The organism is Paraburkholderia sp. BGA-UO-ETr-F21 (genome assembly GCF_059567925.1).
Genome location: NZ_JCAQOY010000037.1, coordinates 249491 through 263720 on the forward strand (window position 1 = coordinate 249491; position 14230 = coordinate 263720).

The 14230-nt window shown below is 66.0% G+C and carries 14 protein-coding genes; 6 read left to right on the forward strand and 8 right to left on the reverse strand.

What is annotated here, in order from left to right; all coding sequences use genetic code 11:
• Window positions 1-62: 62 nt before the first annotated feature.
• The 5 genes from AC57B1_RS24810 to AC57B1_RS24830 all read right to left on the reverse strand — a co-directional run bounded on the left by AC57B1_RS24810 (window position 63) and on the right by AC57B1_RS24830 (window position 6004).
• Window positions 63-908: a formylmethanofuran dehydrogenase subunit C gene (locus AC57B1_RS24810; protein ID WP_496418987.1), complete on the reverse strand. Its 846-nt coding sequence runs from the start codon at window positions 906-908 to the stop codon at window positions 63-65.
• Window positions 905-1864, reverse strand: coding sequence for a formylmethanofuran--tetrahydromethanopterin N-formyltransferase (fhcD, locus tag AC57B1_RS24815; RefSeq protein ID WP_496418988.1), 960 nt, complete (start codon window positions 1862-1864; stop codon window positions 905-907). Before fhcD ends, AC57B1_RS24810 begins: the two co-directional genes overlap by 4 nt.
• 21 nt (window positions 1865-1885) lie before the next feature.
• On the reverse strand, window positions 1886-3586 hold the full coding sequence (locus AC57B1_RS24820) for a formylmethanofuran dehydrogenase subunit A (protein ID WP_496418989.1): 1701 nt from the start codon (window positions 3584-3586) through the stop codon (window positions 1886-1888).
• Window positions 3583-4959, reverse strand: a complete 1377-nt coding sequence (locus AC57B1_RS24825) for a formylmethanofuran dehydrogenase (protein ID WP_496419323.1) — start codon at window positions 4957-4959, stop codon at window positions 3583-3585. The genes AC57B1_RS24820 and AC57B1_RS24825 overlap by 4 nt, the downstream gene beginning before the upstream one ends.
• A 286-nt stretch (window positions 4960-5245) precedes the next feature.
• A complete protein-coding gene (locus tag AC57B1_RS24830) occupies window positions 5246-6004 on the reverse strand; it encodes a HisA/HisF-related TIM barrel protein (protein ID WP_496418990.1) in 759 nt (252 codons plus the stop codon).
• A 14-nt stretch (window positions 6005-6018) separates the two neighbouring features.
• Here AC57B1_RS24830 and AC57B1_RS24835 point away from each other — a divergent pair, with 14 nt between their 5' ends.
• The 3 genes from AC57B1_RS24835 to AC57B1_RS24845 all read left to right on the forward strand — a co-directional run bounded on the left by AC57B1_RS24835 (window position 6019) and on the right by AC57B1_RS24845 (window position 8962).
• Window positions 6019-7083: an ATP-grasp domain-containing protein gene (locus tag AC57B1_RS24835; protein ID WP_496418991.1), complete on the forward strand. Its 1065-nt coding sequence runs from the start codon at window positions 6019-6021 to the stop codon at window positions 7081-7083.
• Window positions 7080-8219: a hydantoinase/oxoprolinase family protein gene (locus tag AC57B1_RS24840; RefSeq protein ID WP_496418992.1), complete on the forward strand. Its 1140-nt coding sequence runs from the start codon at window positions 7080-7082 to the stop codon at window positions 8217-8219. The genes AC57B1_RS24835 and AC57B1_RS24840 overlap by 4 nt, the downstream gene beginning before the upstream one ends.
• 152 nt (window positions 8220-8371) lie before the next feature.
• Window positions 8372-8962 carry an amino acid kinase family protein gene (locus tag AC57B1_RS24845; RefSeq protein WP_091803572.1) on the forward strand — a complete coding sequence of 197 codons (591 nt, stop codon included), beginning with the start codon at window positions 8372-8374 and terminating at the stop codon, window positions 8960-8962.
• A gap of 100 nt (window positions 8963-9062) precedes the next feature.
• Here the strand turns inward: AC57B1_RS24845 and AC57B1_RS24850 are convergent, their stop codons facing one another.
• The 3 genes from AC57B1_RS24850 to pqqA all read right to left on the reverse strand — a co-directional run bounded on the left by AC57B1_RS24850 (window position 9063) and on the right by pqqA (window position 10608).
• Window positions 9063-9806, reverse strand: a complete 744-nt coding sequence (locus tag AC57B1_RS24850) for a (5-formylfuran-3-yl)methyl phosphate synthase (RefSeq protein ID WP_496418993.1) — start codon at window positions 9804-9806, stop codon at window positions 9063-9065.
• Between the two features lie 26 nt (window positions 9807-9832).
• Window positions 9833-10432, reverse strand: a complete 600-nt coding sequence (locus tag AC57B1_RS24855) for a DUF447 domain-containing protein (RefSeq protein ID WP_408302598.1) — start codon at window positions 10430-10432, stop codon at window positions 9833-9835.
• A gap of 101 nt (window positions 10433-10533) precedes the next feature.
• Window positions 10534-10608: a pyrroloquinoline quinone precursor peptide PqqA gene (gene pqqA / locus AC57B1_RS24860; RefSeq protein WP_013342881.1), complete on the reverse strand. Its 75-nt coding sequence runs from the start codon at window positions 10606-10608 to the stop codon at window positions 10534-10536.
• Window positions 10609-11077: 469 nt separating this feature from the next.
• Here pqqA and AC57B1_RS24865 point away from each other — a divergent pair, with 469 nt between their 5' ends.
• The 3 genes from AC57B1_RS24865 (at window position 11078) to cbbX (ending at window position 14220) form a co-directional block, all read left to right on the forward strand.
• Window positions 11078-12577: a form I ribulose bisphosphate carboxylase large subunit gene (locus tag AC57B1_RS24865; RefSeq protein WP_408302600.1), complete on the forward strand. Its 1500-nt coding sequence runs from the start codon at window positions 11078-11080 to the stop codon at window positions 12575-12577.
• A 109-nt stretch (window positions 12578-12686) separates the two neighbouring features.
• Window positions 12687-13115, forward strand: a complete 429-nt coding sequence (locus AC57B1_RS24870; RefSeq protein ID WP_496418994.1) for a ribulose bisphosphate carboxylase small subunit — start codon at window positions 12687-12689, stop codon at window positions 13113-13115.
• 55 nt (window positions 13116-13170) lie between these two features.
• Window positions 13171-14220, forward strand: coding sequence for a CbbX protein (gene cbbX / locus AC57B1_RS24875; protein WP_408302604.1), 1050 nt, complete (start codon window positions 13171-13173; stop codon window positions 14218-14220).
• The last annotated feature ends 10 nt before the right edge of the window (window positions 14221-14230 follow it).

Below are 14230 nucleotides of genomic sequence, written 5' to 3' on the forward strand. Positions count from 1 at the left end.
ATCCGGTGTTTCTGCCGAACACCGTTTGCCTGGCCGCTTTGCGGGCCGACCGGTTTCGGCGGCTAGCTCACGACCAGTATTTCGCCGCGTCCGTCGACTGCGAGATCACCCGTATGGCGCGTCGGCAAGCTCGCCGTGCGCCACTGCGAGAAGGGCGCGATTTCATCGGCGAGACTTCGCACGAGGAGCGCCCAGAACACGTCGAAACCGCGACCGCCGCCGGTAAACGTCGGCGGCAAGCGCGTGGGCCGCTGGGCAAGCACGAGCGTGCCGCGTCTCATACCATACGCATAATGCGCGCCCAGTTGCCCGGCGATACCAATGGTGCCGGCCACGAGCCGCGACGCGGCAAAATCGCCCGCATTGCCGCCGACCAGCACGAGGCCGCGGCGCATGCGATCAGCAAGCCGTGCGCCCGCGTTGCCATGAATCGTCAGCGTGCCGCCTGTCATGCCTTCCATGTCGCCGGCGAGTGCGCCGGCGGCAAAATCGCCGCTATGGCCGGTCACGGTGAGGCGGCCGCCGCGCATTTCACATGCGGTGAAATGACCGGCGTCGCCGTGAATCTGCAACGTGCCGCCCGCCATCTGGAAACCGCTAAAGTCGCCGGTCGAACCGTGCACGACGATATGCCCGTCCGCCATCCGCGCACCGATACGGTCGAGCCAGGGTGCCGCGTTCTCGATCACCAGCATGGCGCCAGCGTGAGGCGCCGCGGGTTCAGTGGCGGCCTCATGGCGCGACACCTCGAATATATCGCCCACGATACACCTGTCATTGCCCGCGGGCAGGGCGAGGCGCTCGATCTGCGCCACGCTCATCGCCGCGAGCGATGCCGGCTGCAGCGCGGAAGCGTCGACGCGGAAACCCGGGGCCGTTTTCACGCGCAGCGTGGTGTGTTGACTCATGCGCGGCTCCCGTCGAGGCCTGCGGCAAGGCTGTGGAGGTGAAAGTGGTAAGGCCCCAGCTTGCCGCCGTAGTTGCCCGCCGAAATCCGCAGCAGGCCTGCCGCCCGCCCGAGTCCGGTGGCGGCGGCGATCCCCGCCCTCATCGCGGCGCCGACATCCGCATCCGTGAGCCCGTCGATCACGATTTCGAGCACGCAGCCGACTTCCGCGCTCAGTTCGCTACGCGGCGAGAGACCCGTGAGGGTGGGACAGAACGCGTCGTTGGTGGAGGCGCTCGCGCCTTTGTATTTGGAGCCGACCTTCGAACCCGAGCGCACCACGCCGCCCGGGAACGGCATGATCACATTCGGCAGCTTGCGCATGGCGGCGACCGCCGCTTCCGAGGCGGCGAGCGCGGCGTCGATATCGCGCGCGAGCAGGATCAGGTTGCCGCCGCCCACGGCCTTGACGGTCAGCGCGGTGTCTTCGCAGACGAACTCGCCGTCCATGACCGGCACGCGCCAGTAACGCGTGTCGCCGAGCATCTTCGAGATTTGCCAGCCGTCGCCGAAAAAACGCAGCCCGCTGCCGAGCGACGCGCGATCGGACAGCGGCGCGCGGCTCGTGTCAGGATCGATGCCGCCATACACGGCGGTGGTCGGACACGTGAGCACGCATTGTCCGACGCGCCGCTCGATCTGTTTGGCCAATTCCTTCGACGACACCGCGAACAGCAGCACCGTCACACCCGGCCGGCCATCAGGCGTTTCCGCGGGCGGCAGCATGCGCTCGACGCCGGCCTCGCAGCCGCAGCCGATCACCGAGGTTGCGAATCCCGTCAGCGAGTGGGCGGCATGCATCGCCCACGCCGGCGTATGGGCGGTGATGACGAGCCGGGTCGCCTTCATCGGAAAAGCTTCCGCGAAGGTGGCGTCGATCGTGGTGCCGTTGATCTGCAGGGTCGCCGGTTCGCTCATTGTGTGCGCTTCACTTTGTGCTCAGCCGTTCGCGAGACATTCGACCGGCAGCAATCTGCCGCCGCGGCAGCAATTGCAGATCTCGTCGTCGCTGATGGCCGCATGCGCGAAGTTGCTCGCGAGATTAGCGTCGCTGTAGGCGCGCAGCGTCTTCTCGATGCCGCGATCGAATTCGGGCGAGACGAAATGGATGCCGCCCGTGGGCGTGGCGACGAGCGTGCCGTCGCGCGCGACCAGTTCGCCGTCCTTGAACACATAAGCGGGCGACGTAAACATCCGCTCGCGGTCCGCGACATCGCGATAGACGGCAATATCCGCCGCGGCGCCTACGCCCAGATGGCCCCGGTCGCGCAGTCCGAGCAGGCGAGCCGGACCGGCGCGCGTGATGATGGCGATCTCGTACAGCGAGAACTCGCGTTGCAACTGCGGCAACGCGCTCGCCACTTGCGCGTCGGCATTGAGCTTCGCGAGCTGCTCGTCGCGAAACGATTTGTCCATCAGCAGACGGATCAGATGCGGATAGCTCGTAAACGGGCCGCCGTTCGGATGATCGGTCGTCATCGCGACACCCCACGGGTCGTCGACCAGCAAAAAGATTTCGAGCCCGATGATCCACTGCAATGCATTCACATAGCTCTGCTCGCGATAGCGGAACGGCACCACGCCACAGCCCGCGTCGCATTCGATATCGCCGACCACCCATTTGTGCGGCCGCGCGAGCGGCGTGTTGCGGAACTGCATCATGGTGTCACCGGAGGCCGTGACGGTCTGTCCGAAGATGATCTGGCCGACGTCGATCGACACGTTCGGCCGCGCGTTCACCGCTTCCGCGATCTGCCGCGCGCCCGACGAAAATTTTTGCGGACCCTCGGTGCCATAGCTATGAAACTGGATATGCGTGAGATGGATCGGCAGCCCGTCGGCGGCATCCATGGTGGCGATCGTCGAGTCGATATTGCCGGGCACGCCGAGATTGCTCGCGTGCACATGCAGCGGATGCGGCACGCGCAGTTCGGTCAACGCGCGCGACAACGTGTGCAGCACATCGCGCGGCGTGATGCCGTAGTGCACGTGCGGCTCGTCGACGTTGAGCGAGCGCTGGTTGAATTTGAATGCGGAGATGCCGCCCGGATTGACGACCTTCACGCCGAGCGCCTTGCTCGAGTGAATCGTCCAGCCGATGTAGTCGCGCAGACGCTCGAAGTCATTGCGTGCAGCGAGCATCTGCAGGAACAGTTCGTCGTTGCCGAGCATCACATACGCGCCGTGGTCGATGATCGGCGTATCGCCCATTTCGAGGTGCGTGTGGCGTGCGTTGGACGGCATCATGGCCGGTTCGAACGCGGCCGTGTAGCCCATCTCGGCGTAGCGGTAGCCGGTCGCGAGCGTGCCGGGCGTGCACACGCCGCACGACGGCAGCCGCAGGTAGCTGCCGTTCGCGTCCTGTACCGCTTCGTAGGCGGCGTCCCGCACAGGATCGTCGCGATGATCCTCGGGTAGCAGCAGGCGCGAAAGATTGGTCTTGCCGCCGCCGATATGCGAGTGCATGTCGATACCGCCTGCCATCACGATCATGCCGGTGGCATCGTATTCATGATCGGCCGGCGTGGTGGCGGGCAGGTCGACAACGCGGCCGTCGCGGAACGTCAGATCGCGGCGCTCGCCGTCGACGCCGTTCGCCGGGTCGTAGATCGTGCCGCCTTTGAGCCGGACGAGACTCATGACTGCACCTGTGCGGCGGGCTCGGCGGCGAGTCGCGCGGCCAGTTGCGAGACGATCGCCGCCACCGAGGGCAGCGCCGCGCCTCGCGCAGGAGCAAGCGGCATGACGACCGAGCCGTCGACACGAAACAGATGGCCGCCGCTATCGATGCCTGGCGTCGCGACCGGAATGAAGACAGTGGCGCCGCCGCGCGCTTTGGCGGCGCCGGCTAGAGCGGGATGGCCGAGCACGATCGCCGGCACGTTCTCCTCGAGCGCTTGCGGCCATGCCGGCGGCGCGAAGCTGGCGACCCACAGCAGGGCATCGATTTCGCCCTCGGCGAGCAGTCTGGCCGTGCGATAGCGATACGGATCGTAGTCGAGCGGCGCCGCGCCGGCGATGCGTGCGGGCGTCGAGACACGCGTGCGGAGCGGCAGACCCGAGAGCCAGGTCACGGTCTGGTTGACGGTCAATGCGCCGTCGTCGCCGCCGAGCGCGAGACAGCCGGCGCGTACCGTGCGGTTTGCCGCTTTGACGATTCGGTTCAAGGCTTCGATCAGCAATGCGGCGTGCGGGCCGGGCAGTGCGGCAGGCTCGTAGACGAGCACGGTGTAGTGCGCGGCGGCGATGCGCGCCTGCAGCGTGGCCAGTGCTCGTGCCGCACCGGTGCCGTCGTCTTGCAACGTGCCGGCTTCACGGCCTTCGGCTAACGCGGACCAGAGCGCGAGCGTATCGAAAGGATCGGCGTGCGGCAGGAGCGCTTCGATGCGCGTATTCGCCAGGCCGCTCGCAGCCGGGTCGGGCGTGCAACCGACGAACACCAGCTCGCGTTGCTGTGGCGTGCCTTCCAGCGTACGCGCGAAAAAGCGCGGATAACGCTGCGACGGCTGACAGCCGAAAAACACCAGCAGGTCCGCACGCGAACGCACTTCGGAAAGCGTCGTGAAAAACGAGCCGCGATCCTGCAATGACAGCGTGGCCGCGCTCATTGCATCGCCATGCAGATGGTCGAGGATCGCGCCGCAGCCGGCGGCGAGCGTGTACAGCGCGCGGGTGCCCGCAACGTCCGTGGTCAGCGCACCGAACAACGGGCGGCGTGCCGACGACAGGATCCGCGCCGCGCTCGCCACTGCGGTATCGAGATCCGCGTCGTGTCCGTCGACGCTGTTGCGGCATGCTGCGTCCGCATTGCCGTAACACGCAAGCGCTTGCGCGAGCCGCGGGCATTCCGTATCCGGCACGGCGAGCGTGGCGTCTTCGCGCGACTCGACGACGAGGTCGTCGCACAGCAGTGGGCAGAACGGGCAGGTCCAATCGCGCGTCGCCGTCGAGGCGGGCACGTTGGCCGCGGCCGACGGGCTCGGGGACGATGGATCATTGGGCGAGAGGTGCATGGCCGCATTTTTAGCAAGCTCCATGCCGATCTGAATACAAGCCGGTGGCGTGGGTGTGCGACGCGTCGCGCGTGGCTTATGTGGCCCTGCGCTTAAAGCAATCGATACGGTCGCGGTTTTCGCCGCATTGCGCAGTCGTGGCGCTGATTCGGCGACGCGCCTGCCGGCTGCGCCGCACAGGTTGTGTGTCAACCTGGAGCAGAGTGTCACGAACTGCCACAACAGCTTGCCGTTCGTTTACATGCACACCCTCTCCGCCGATTGGCATGGAATTTGTATGGCTCGCTTAGGTGGACTCGGTGAGTGGCATGCCGATCCGGCGATCATGCAGCGCGGACGCCACGAGCCACGCAGAAGCGCCAGTGCGGGCTGCTGCCGCCATATCGTCGCGATCACGAATGCCGCCTGCTCCGATCACGGCGGTTTGCGCGGGTGCAGCGGCACGAATGCGTTCGACGGTGGCGAGATCGGGGCCGTCGTAGCTGCCCACCTGATCGAGTGTCATCGCGATCACTCTTCGAGGCCACCATGCGGCGGTGCGTTCGAATGCGGTAGCGGTGAGCAGTTGGCCGGCGCGATGGTCGAGCGAAAGGATCGGCGAGAGTCCGGCAGCGTCGGCGGCGCAGAGCGCGTCGAGGTCGTGGAGCGACTCGGTGCCGAAGACAGGTACGAGAGTCGCAAGATCGTGCGCAGGAGGTGGATTGCCGATGTGGCTGTTGCGCTTGCCGGTGGCTTCGATGCGTTCGAACAGCGTATGCATCGACGAGTAGTCGGCATAGCCCGCGTCGAGCCAGATGTCAGTGCCGGGCAGGGCGGCACGCAATGCAGCGAGCGTCTCGACATGAGCGCCTTGCTGAAGGATCGCGCCGAGGTCGGCGATATAGAGCGTTCGTGCGCCGCTTGCGGCAAGCAGCGCACGAGCGATGTGAAGCGGCTCGCTGGTGGCGGCGAGCGACGAGCGGATCGGCCGATAGGCCGTGCGTTCGCCGCGCACCGCGCGCACCACGTGGCCGTCGAGCAGATCGAGAACCGGTATCACCTGCATAGGGGCGCGTTCCTTTGACCAAGATCTTTGTCTTCGAGTATCTCACCGGCGGCGGTATCGACCCGGCGCATGCCGGCGCGGCGAGTCTTGCCGACCTGAGCGCGCTGATCGTCGAAGGCCGGGTGATGCGCGACGCGCTCGTGAACGACTTGCGCGAACTCGACGGTGTGCGAGTAAGCTTCGCGAGTTCGCGCTTCGAAACCGTCGACCCGGCGCTCGCTCATTGTAGGGCCGCGCAAGGGGAGTCGATGACGGCTTTCGTCGCACGGGTGGCGCGTGAACACGATTACGCGTGGATCATCGCGCCGGAATGCGATGGGCTGCTGCTGCGTCTGTACGATGCGGTGGGCGCGGCGCGCTGGCTCGGCTGCGCGAAAGAAGCGATCCGCGTGGCGTCGAGCAAGAGCGCGACGGCGGCGTGCCTCGCGGCGCATGGCATCGCCACCACGCCTGCTATCGAACCCGGACAGATCGAACCGGCACAGGCCGATGAGCGGCGCGGCGAGCGTTGGGTCGTGAAACCCGACGACGGCGCGGGCGGTCTCGATACCTTCGTGTTCGACAATTTCGTCGACGCCTGCGCCGAATACGAAGCCCGCGCGGCCGCCGCACGCAACCCCGTACTGCAGGCATGGGTCGAAGGCGAACCGCTCAGCCTTTCGCTTGTCTGCCGCGCCGAGGGCGTGGAACTCGTGAGCATCAACCGTCAGCAAATCAGCTTGAGCGCAGGCGACGCGGGGCAGCAACCGCGCATAGTCGAATTCGACGGCGTGACGGTCAACCAGATCGATCCGGCCGGCGACCAGGGCCGCATGCTCGACGTGCTCGCGCAACGCGTCGCGAAGGCGATGCCGGGCTTGCGCGGCTTTGTCGGCATCGACGTGGTGTGGCATCCGCAGCGCGGGCCGGTTGTGATCGAGGTCAATCCGCGGCTGACCGTCGCGTATGCCGGCCTTTCCGAGGCGCTGGGCGGCAATCTCGCACGCACGCTGCTCGCCGCGCACGGGGTGCGCATCGAACGATCCGGTCCGGCGGCGCGCAACCATGGCGCGCCGTGTGCCTGCGGAGCCCAGCCATGAGTGCCGCGCATGTCAACGTTAAGCATGCAACCCCCGCGACGGAACAACGCGCGCCAATATTCGGCTGGGATGTCGGTGGCGCGCACGTCAAGGTTTCGCTGACCGATGGCCACGGCGCCGTGCTCGACATCGCGCAATGGGCGTGTCCGCTGTGGCAGGGGCTCGACCATCTCGAGCGAACCATCGACCTCGTCTTCGAACGCTGGCCCGCCGCGCAGACAGCGGCCGCGCAACACGCGGTGACAATGACCGGCGAGATGGTCGACCTGTTCGAGGACCGCGCGCAAGGCGTGCGGGCGATCGCCGCCGCGCTGGCGCAGCGGCTCGGGCCGCGGCTGCGCTTCTACGCCGGCGACGCCGGCTGGCTTACGCCGCAGACCTGCGCGGCCGGCTGGCGCAGCGTCGCCTCGGCGAACTGGCTCGCGACCGCGCGCTGGGTGGCGGCACGCGTATCCGACGCGCTGCTCGTCGACATCGGCAGCACCACCACCGACATCATTCCGCTCGCGGGCGGCTGTGTCGTCGCGCGTGCCGCGACCGATGCCGGGCGGCTCGCCACGGGCGAACTCGTGTACCAGGGCGTGGTGCGCACGCCGTTGTGCGGTGTCGCGCAGCGCATCGAATTCGCCGGGGCGGCCGTCAACGTGATGAACGAATGGTTTGCGACCACGGCGGACGTCTACCGGCTCACGGGTGAACTGGCGCCGCAGTACGACCTGTACCCGAGCGCCGACCAGGGACCGAAGACGCAGAGCGCAAGCCGCACACGGCTCGCGCGGATGATCGGCCGGGATGCCCATGAAGCGGACCCGGCCGAATGGCGCAGGTTCGCGCTCCGCTGGCGCGAGCTGCAGATGCGCGAAATCGGCGTGAATCTGGCGCGCGTCACGGCGGCGCACCCTGAACTCGCCGCCGCGCCGCTGGTGGGCGCCGGCTGCGGACGTTTTCTCGCGGCTGCGCTGGCGCGCGAAGAGGCGCGTGGCTACATCGATTTCGGCGCGCTGGCGGCGGTGCCGGAGAGCCGCCTGGACTGGGCCGCGACGTGCGCGCCGAGTGTGGCGGTGGCATTGCTGGCGGCGTTGCAGCAGAGCGAAGCCATCGACGGAAACCGCAGCGCGGCGCCGCGGGCGGCGTGAGGCGAACGACTTGAGGCGAACGACTCGGCGTGGCGCAGGTTTGCCGCGCGAGGCGGAAAAGCCGCTGCCAGACGCGGCGCAACAGGCAGACGTGTCACGCAATTGAGCAAACAGCAGGCAAATGCAGTCAATCGGAAGCGAGGACAACGGTCATGTGGGTGGTCAAGATCGGGGGCAGCCTGAGTCACGAGCCGACGCTGCGCCACTGGCTCACCGAGCTCTGTGAAGTGGGGGGCGGGCGCGTGGTCATCGTGCCCGGTGGCGGCGATTTCGCGGACAAGGTGCGGCAATACCAGAGCGAGTGGCGCTTCGACGATCTCGCCGCCCATAACATGTGTCTGCTCGCCATGACGCAATACGCGATTCTCATGCAAGGGGTGTTGCCTGAACTCGTGCTCGCTTCGAGCGAGGCGAAGATCCGCCGCGCGCTGCGCGACGGCCATGTCGCCGTATGGGTGCCGACCGCGCTGATGCGCGACACGCCGGACGCGATGAGCAATTGGGACACCACCTCGGACAGCCTCGCCGCATGGCTCTCGACGATGCTCAACGCCGAGCGGCTGATCGTGGTGAAGTCATGCCCGATCTCCGAGGGCGAGCGGCTCGAGACGCTGGCCGCGAGCGGCGTGGTCGACCGGTGTTTCGTCGACTATGTGAACGAAGCCAACTACGTGGTCGAACTGCTCAACAAGGACAATGTCGCGTTGATGCGCGACCGGCTGCTGAATACGCCGGTGAGCTAGCGCCCGGCCGCGTTGCGTGTCGCCGTCCGTGCGGCGAGATGCGACGAAATGCGACGACTTGCAACGACTTGCAACGACATGCGCAAGCGGCAAGCGCGCCTTAGAAATGGGCCACGCCCGCGGCGCTCGCATCCGCTGCGGCAACGGCGCCGCTTACCTCGCCCGCAGGACGATGCAGCGCGGCGGCCCATTGCGCGACGCGTTGCGGATCGAGCCGCGAGCGCCGTCCATCGACACAGAGCGCCGTGCGAAAACCCGCCACATCCGGCGCGAGCGCACGAATCTGGTCGTACTGCGCCCAGCCGAGCGAACCGGCAATGCCGCTCATGGCGCCGCGCTCGCGCGTGATCCGCAGCCACTGCGCGAGGGCGTCGCTATCCACATGGTCGAACAGCGTGCTGCCGTCTTTGCCGGACGTGTCGAACATCACGCCCACGAAGCCGAGCGTGGCCGCGTAAGCGACCAGCTCGCCGTCCATGCCGCCGTCGCACAGCAGCACGGGCACGACCGCCGCCGGCAGGCTGGCCAGTTGATCGAGGCAGCGCCGCGCTGCCGGCCCGGGCGTCACGCCCACTTTCACATAATCGACGCCCGCGCCGCTGACTTCGATGACGCGTGTGGCGATCTCGCCCAGCGCTTCCGCCGGCACGTCGCCAATCGTCGCGCTGATCGGCTTGACCGGGTAATGGGCGCGCAGCCGGCGCGCGATCCGCGTGATATCGCTGATCGACACACCGCCGAGCGCGCCCGCGTTCGGCTCCTTCAGGTCGATCAGGTCGGCGCCGGCCTGGGCGGCGTCGAACGCCTCGTCGTCCGAGCGGACGCTCGCGAGCAATGCGGTCATCGAGATTCTCCGAAACACGGGAAAGGCTAGTGGGATACGAGTTCGGCGGCCGAACCGCCGGAAGCTGCGAGATTCTCGCGGTGCCGCGCGATCGCGGCCGTGAGCCAGCTCCAGGCGGTGAGTTCGACCTCGCCCGCGGTTTTGTCGATGGCGATCTGCAGGTAGGCCATTTCCCGGTCCACCTTGTCGGCGGGCAGCATGAAAAGCCGGCTGACGAGAATCGCGCCTTCCACCACCGCGGCCTGGGCGCGGTTAAAGCCGCCGAACGGCGCATGGTTTTCGCGGTGCACGCATTTCATGCGCAGCACCGGGCGCTCCTTGTCGTCGCGGAGTTCGTCGAGTTCGAGTTCCGTATGCGCGAGCGACTCGGCGAGCCTGACGCTAGCCACGCGGCTTGCCGCGAGTGTCGGCCAATCGGTGGCGCAATGCGTGACGCAGCCGGCGAAGATACGAACGTCCGTGGTGAAGTTCAGTACCGCCGCGCGCGATGCGACGATATTGTCGAGCGTCACCGAAGGACGAAAAGGGGAAAGGATGACGAAGTCGCCCTCATAACGGGCTCCCATCGGCGCGATATGAGGACGGCCATCGCACGCTGCCGTGGTGACGATCGTTTCGTGGATCATGGCTGGGAACGCGTGTCCTGGCAGCGCCGAAAGGCCGGCCGTCTAGCTAGGGATTAACACACCAATCCGCAGAAGGGCCGCGTCTCGCGGCCCTTGCGGGCTTAACGCGTAGCGATATACATCGTGATTTCGAAACCAAAACGCATATCGGTGTAGCTCGGAGTCGTCCATTGCATATGTGCTTCCTCCATGTAGTGATACAGCGTTGCGCCGTCGGTCCGGCGTGATGCCGAACTGCATTGGCGTTCATTACCACGCAAGCTCCATGCCGGGTTTTCGACCACGCGGCGTGAACCGCGCAGTGACGCGCCGCAATACAGCGTTTGCCGAATTGCACCGGCGCGGCGACCGGGCGGCACGAAACTGTGACGCCGCGCACTGTTCCGGGAATGCAGCAAAGTGTTCCATGATGGGCAGACGCTTGCTGTCCTCCTGTCACGCCATGCTTGCAGTTCCCATATGACCCATTGTCCACCGTTCCGAGCGCGGGTGTTGAAAATTCGCTTCGCGTTTCCATGATGGATAACGGATCGGTTAAGTCTGCCAAATAAAATCGTGAATTCTCAATGACTGCGTTCATGCCTACAGTGCACACAAGCGCTTCGTTCTTCCGGCAGCGCGCCTGTTCACACTCGAGGATACGTCATGAACGATTTCAGTCAACCGGTGATCGATTCCATACACAAGCCGCGCGATGCGGCGAACCCTCGCGAACGGTACGCCGCGGGCGTGATGAAGTATCGCGAGATGGGCTACTGGCAGCCGGATTACACGCCGAAAGATACCGACGTGATCGCGCTCTTTCGCATTACGCCGCAACCCGGCGTGGATCCGGAGGAGGCGGCGGCGGCCGTGGCAGGCGAATCGTCCACGGCGACCTGGACCGTGGTGTGGACCGACCGGCTGACCGCATGCGACATGTACCGCGCGAAAGCCTATCGCGTCGATCCGGTGCCGGCCTCGAACGCCGGGGAACCGCAGTACTTCGCATACATCGCCTATGAACTGGATCTGTTCGAAGAAGGGTCGGTCGCGAACCTGACCGCGTCGATCATCGGCAATGTGTTCGGCTTCAAACCGCTCAAGGCGCTGCGTCTCGAAGACATGCGCATACCTGTTGCTTATCTGAAGACCTTCCAGGGGCCGCCGACCGGTATCGTCGTCGAACGTGAACGACTCGACAAGTACGGACGGCCGCTGCTTGGGGCCACCGTCAAGCCGAAACTGGGACTGTCGGGCAAGAACTATGGTCGCGTGGTGTACGAAGGATTGAGTGGCGGGCTGGATTTTCTGAAGGACGACGAGAACATCAATTCGCAGGCGTTCATGCACTGGCGCGACCGTTTTCTGTTTGCGATGGAAGCAGTGAATCACGCGCAAGCGCAGACGGGTGAAGTGAAAGGGCATTACCTGAACGTGACGGCCGGCACGATGGAGGACATGTATGAGCGCGCCGAATTCGCGAAGGAACTGGGTTCATGCATCGTAATGATCGATCTGGTGATCGGCTGGACCGCGATTCAATCGATGGCGCGCTGGGCGCGCAGGAACGACATGATCCTGCACCTGCATCGCGCGGGACACAGCACCTATACGCGCCAGCGCAATCACGGCATTTCGTTTCGCGTGATCGCGAAGTGGCTGCGTATGGCGGGCGTCGATCACGCGCATGCGGGCACGGCGGTCGGCAAGCTCGAAGGCGATCCGCTGTCGGTGCAGGGCTATTACAACGTGTGCCGCGAGGCGCACAACGAGGTCGACCTGTCGCGCGGGATTTTCTTCGACCAGCCGTGGGCCGGCCTGCGCAAAGTGATGCCGGTGGCCTCGGGCGGTATTCATGCGGGACAGATGCATCAACTGCTCGATCTGTTTGGCGACGACGCGATCCTGCAGTTCGGCGGCGGCACGATCGGCCATCCGGCCGGGATTCAGGCGGGCGCGGTGGCCAATCGCGTCGCGCTCGAAGCCATGGTGAAGGCGCGCAACGAGGGCCGCGACATCGTTCACGAAGGGCCGGACATTCTCGAAGCCGCGGCGCGCTGGTGTACGCCGCTCAAGCAGGCGCTCGATACGTGGCGGGACGTGACCTTCAACTACGCGTCCACCGACACGCCGGATTTCGCCGCCACGCCGACCGCCGCTTGAGCGGCGGGCATTTGAAGATTCTCCGCGCAGGTCTGAACGCAGTGCCGCCGCACTGCGCGGGAGACTGTCGGCGCCGTTCCGAACGCTGCATTCATCAACGAGGTACGTCATGCGTATTACACAGGGCACGTTTTCCTTCTTGCCGGAATTGACCGACGAGGAGATCGGCTTGCAGATCGACTATGCGCTGCGCCAGGGCTGGGCCTGTTCGGTCGAATTCACCGACGACCCGCATCCGCGCAACACCTATTGGGAAATGTGGGGCCTGCCGATGTTCGATCTGCACGATGCGGCCGGCGTGATGCAGGAAGTGAAGGCGTGCCGCGAGGCGCAGCCGCAGCACTACATCAAGATCAACGCATTCGACTCGGTGCGCGGCTTCGAGACGATGCGGCTGTCGTTCATCGTCAACCGTCCGGACGGGGAGCCAGGGTTCCGCCTGACGCGTCAGGACGGCCCGGGACGGGTGCAGCGTTACGGGTTGTCGGGCTACGCGGGCGACCGGCCGTCGGGTGAGCGATACGGGCCGGCGCGTTAGAAGATGGCCTCGCAATGCGAGGCTCGATGAACCGCCATGAGCAGAAGGAGTGGCCATGACCGAAGCTGCCGCCGTCGACACGAACGCGCCGGACACGAACGCGCCGGTTTCCGCAGAGCGGGCCGCTGCCGCTGTCGCGCCCCACGACAGGCGCGCGCCAGCGCCGCAGGTCGATCTCGCCGCGCTCTATCGCGATTCCGGCATCGGCGACGTGCTCGCCGAACTCGACCGCGATCTGGTCGGGCTCGTTCCGGTGAAGACCCGCATTCGCGAGATCGCGGCGCATCTGCTGGTTGAGCGCGCGCGCGATTCGCTCGGTCTCGCGAGCGGCGCGCCCACCTTGCATATGTGTTTCTCGGGCAATCCCGGCACGGGCAAGACCACCGTCGCGCTGCGCATGGCCGAAGTGCTGCACCGGCTCGGCTACATTCGCCGCAATCATCTGGTTTCAGTAACGCGCGACGATCTGGTCGGCCAGTACATCGGCCATACCGCGCCGAAAACGCGCGATGTACTGAAACGCGCGATGGGCGGCGTGCTGTTCATCGACGAAGCGTATTACCTGTACCGCCCGGAAAACGAACGCGATTACGGTCAGGAGGCGATCGAAATCCTGCTTCAGACCATGGAGAACCAGCGCGACGATCTGGTGGTGATTCTGGCCGGATACGCGGATCGCATGGAAGTATTCTTCGAGAGCAATCCGGGCTTTCGCTCGCGCATTGCGCATCACATCACGTTTCCCGACTACGACGGCGCGGAACTGCTCGACATTGCCGAGCGCATGCTCGCGACGATGCACTACCGTTTCGACGGCGATTCGCGGCGCGCTTTCGCGGACTATCTCGCCCTGCGCACCCGCCAGGCGAATTTCGCCAACGCCCGCTCGGTACGCAATGCACTCGATCGCTCACGGCTGCGCCAGGCCAATCGTCTGTTCGCCACGGCGATGCAAGGCGGCGCGCCGATCGACGCAGCCGCGCTCACCCTGATCGCCGCAGCCGACGTGCGTGCGAGCCGCGTGTTCACTGAACCGCTCGCCGCAAACGCCGGGGCGCCTGCGTCCTCTCATGCAACGCGCGCCGTGCCGGCGCCGCCAGGCTAAACGAAAACAA

Excerpts from the sequence above, each read along its gene's own strand:
- AC57B1_RS24810 (WP_496418987.1), bottom strand. The coding sequence starts at position 908 with ATGAGTCAACACACCACGCTGCGCGTGAAAACGGCCCCGGGTTTCCGC.
- fhcD (WP_496418988.1), bottom strand. The coding sequence starts at position 1,864 with ATGAGCGAACCGGCGACCCTGCAGATCAACGGCACCACGATCGACGCC.
- AC57B1_RS24820 (WP_496418989.1), bottom strand. The coding sequence starts at position 3,586 with ATGAGTCTCGTCCGGCTCAAAGGCGGCACGATCTACGACCCGGCGAAC.
- AC57B1_RS24825 (WP_496419323.1), bottom strand. The coding sequence starts at position 4,959 with ATGCACCTCTCGCCCAATGATCCATCGTCCCCGAGCCCGTCGGCCGCG.
- AC57B1_RS24830 (WP_496418990.1), bottom strand. The coding sequence starts at position 6,004 with ATGCAGGTGATACCGGTTCTCGATCTGCTCGACGGCCACGTGGTGCGC.
- AC57B1_RS24840 (WP_496418992.1), top strand. The coding sequence starts at position 7,080 with ATGAGTGCCGCGCATGTCAACGTTAAGCATGCAACCCCCGCGACGGAA.
- AC57B1_RS24845 (WP_091803572.1), top strand. The coding sequence starts at position 8,372 with ATGTGGGTGGTCAAGATCGGGGGCAGCCTGAGTCACGAGCCGACGCTG.
- AC57B1_RS24850 (WP_496418993.1), bottom strand. The coding sequence starts at position 9,806 with ATGACCGCATTGCTCGCGAGCGTCCGCTCGGACGACGAGGCGTTCGAC.
- AC57B1_RS24855 (WP_408302598.1), bottom strand. The coding sequence starts at position 10,432 with ATGATCCACGAAACGATCGTCACCACGGCAGCGTGCGATGGCCGTCCT.
- AC57B1_RS24865 (WP_408302600.1), top strand. The coding sequence starts at position 11,078 with ATGAACGATTTCAGTCAACCGGTGATCGATTCCATACACAAGCCGCGC.
- AC57B1_RS24870 (WP_496418994.1), top strand. The coding sequence starts at position 12,687 with ATGCGTATTACACAGGGCACGTTTTCCTTCTTGCCGGAATTGACCGAC.
- cbbX (WP_408302604.1), top strand. The coding sequence starts at position 13,171 with ATGACCGAAGCTGCCGCCGTCGACACGAACGCGCCGGACACGAACGCG.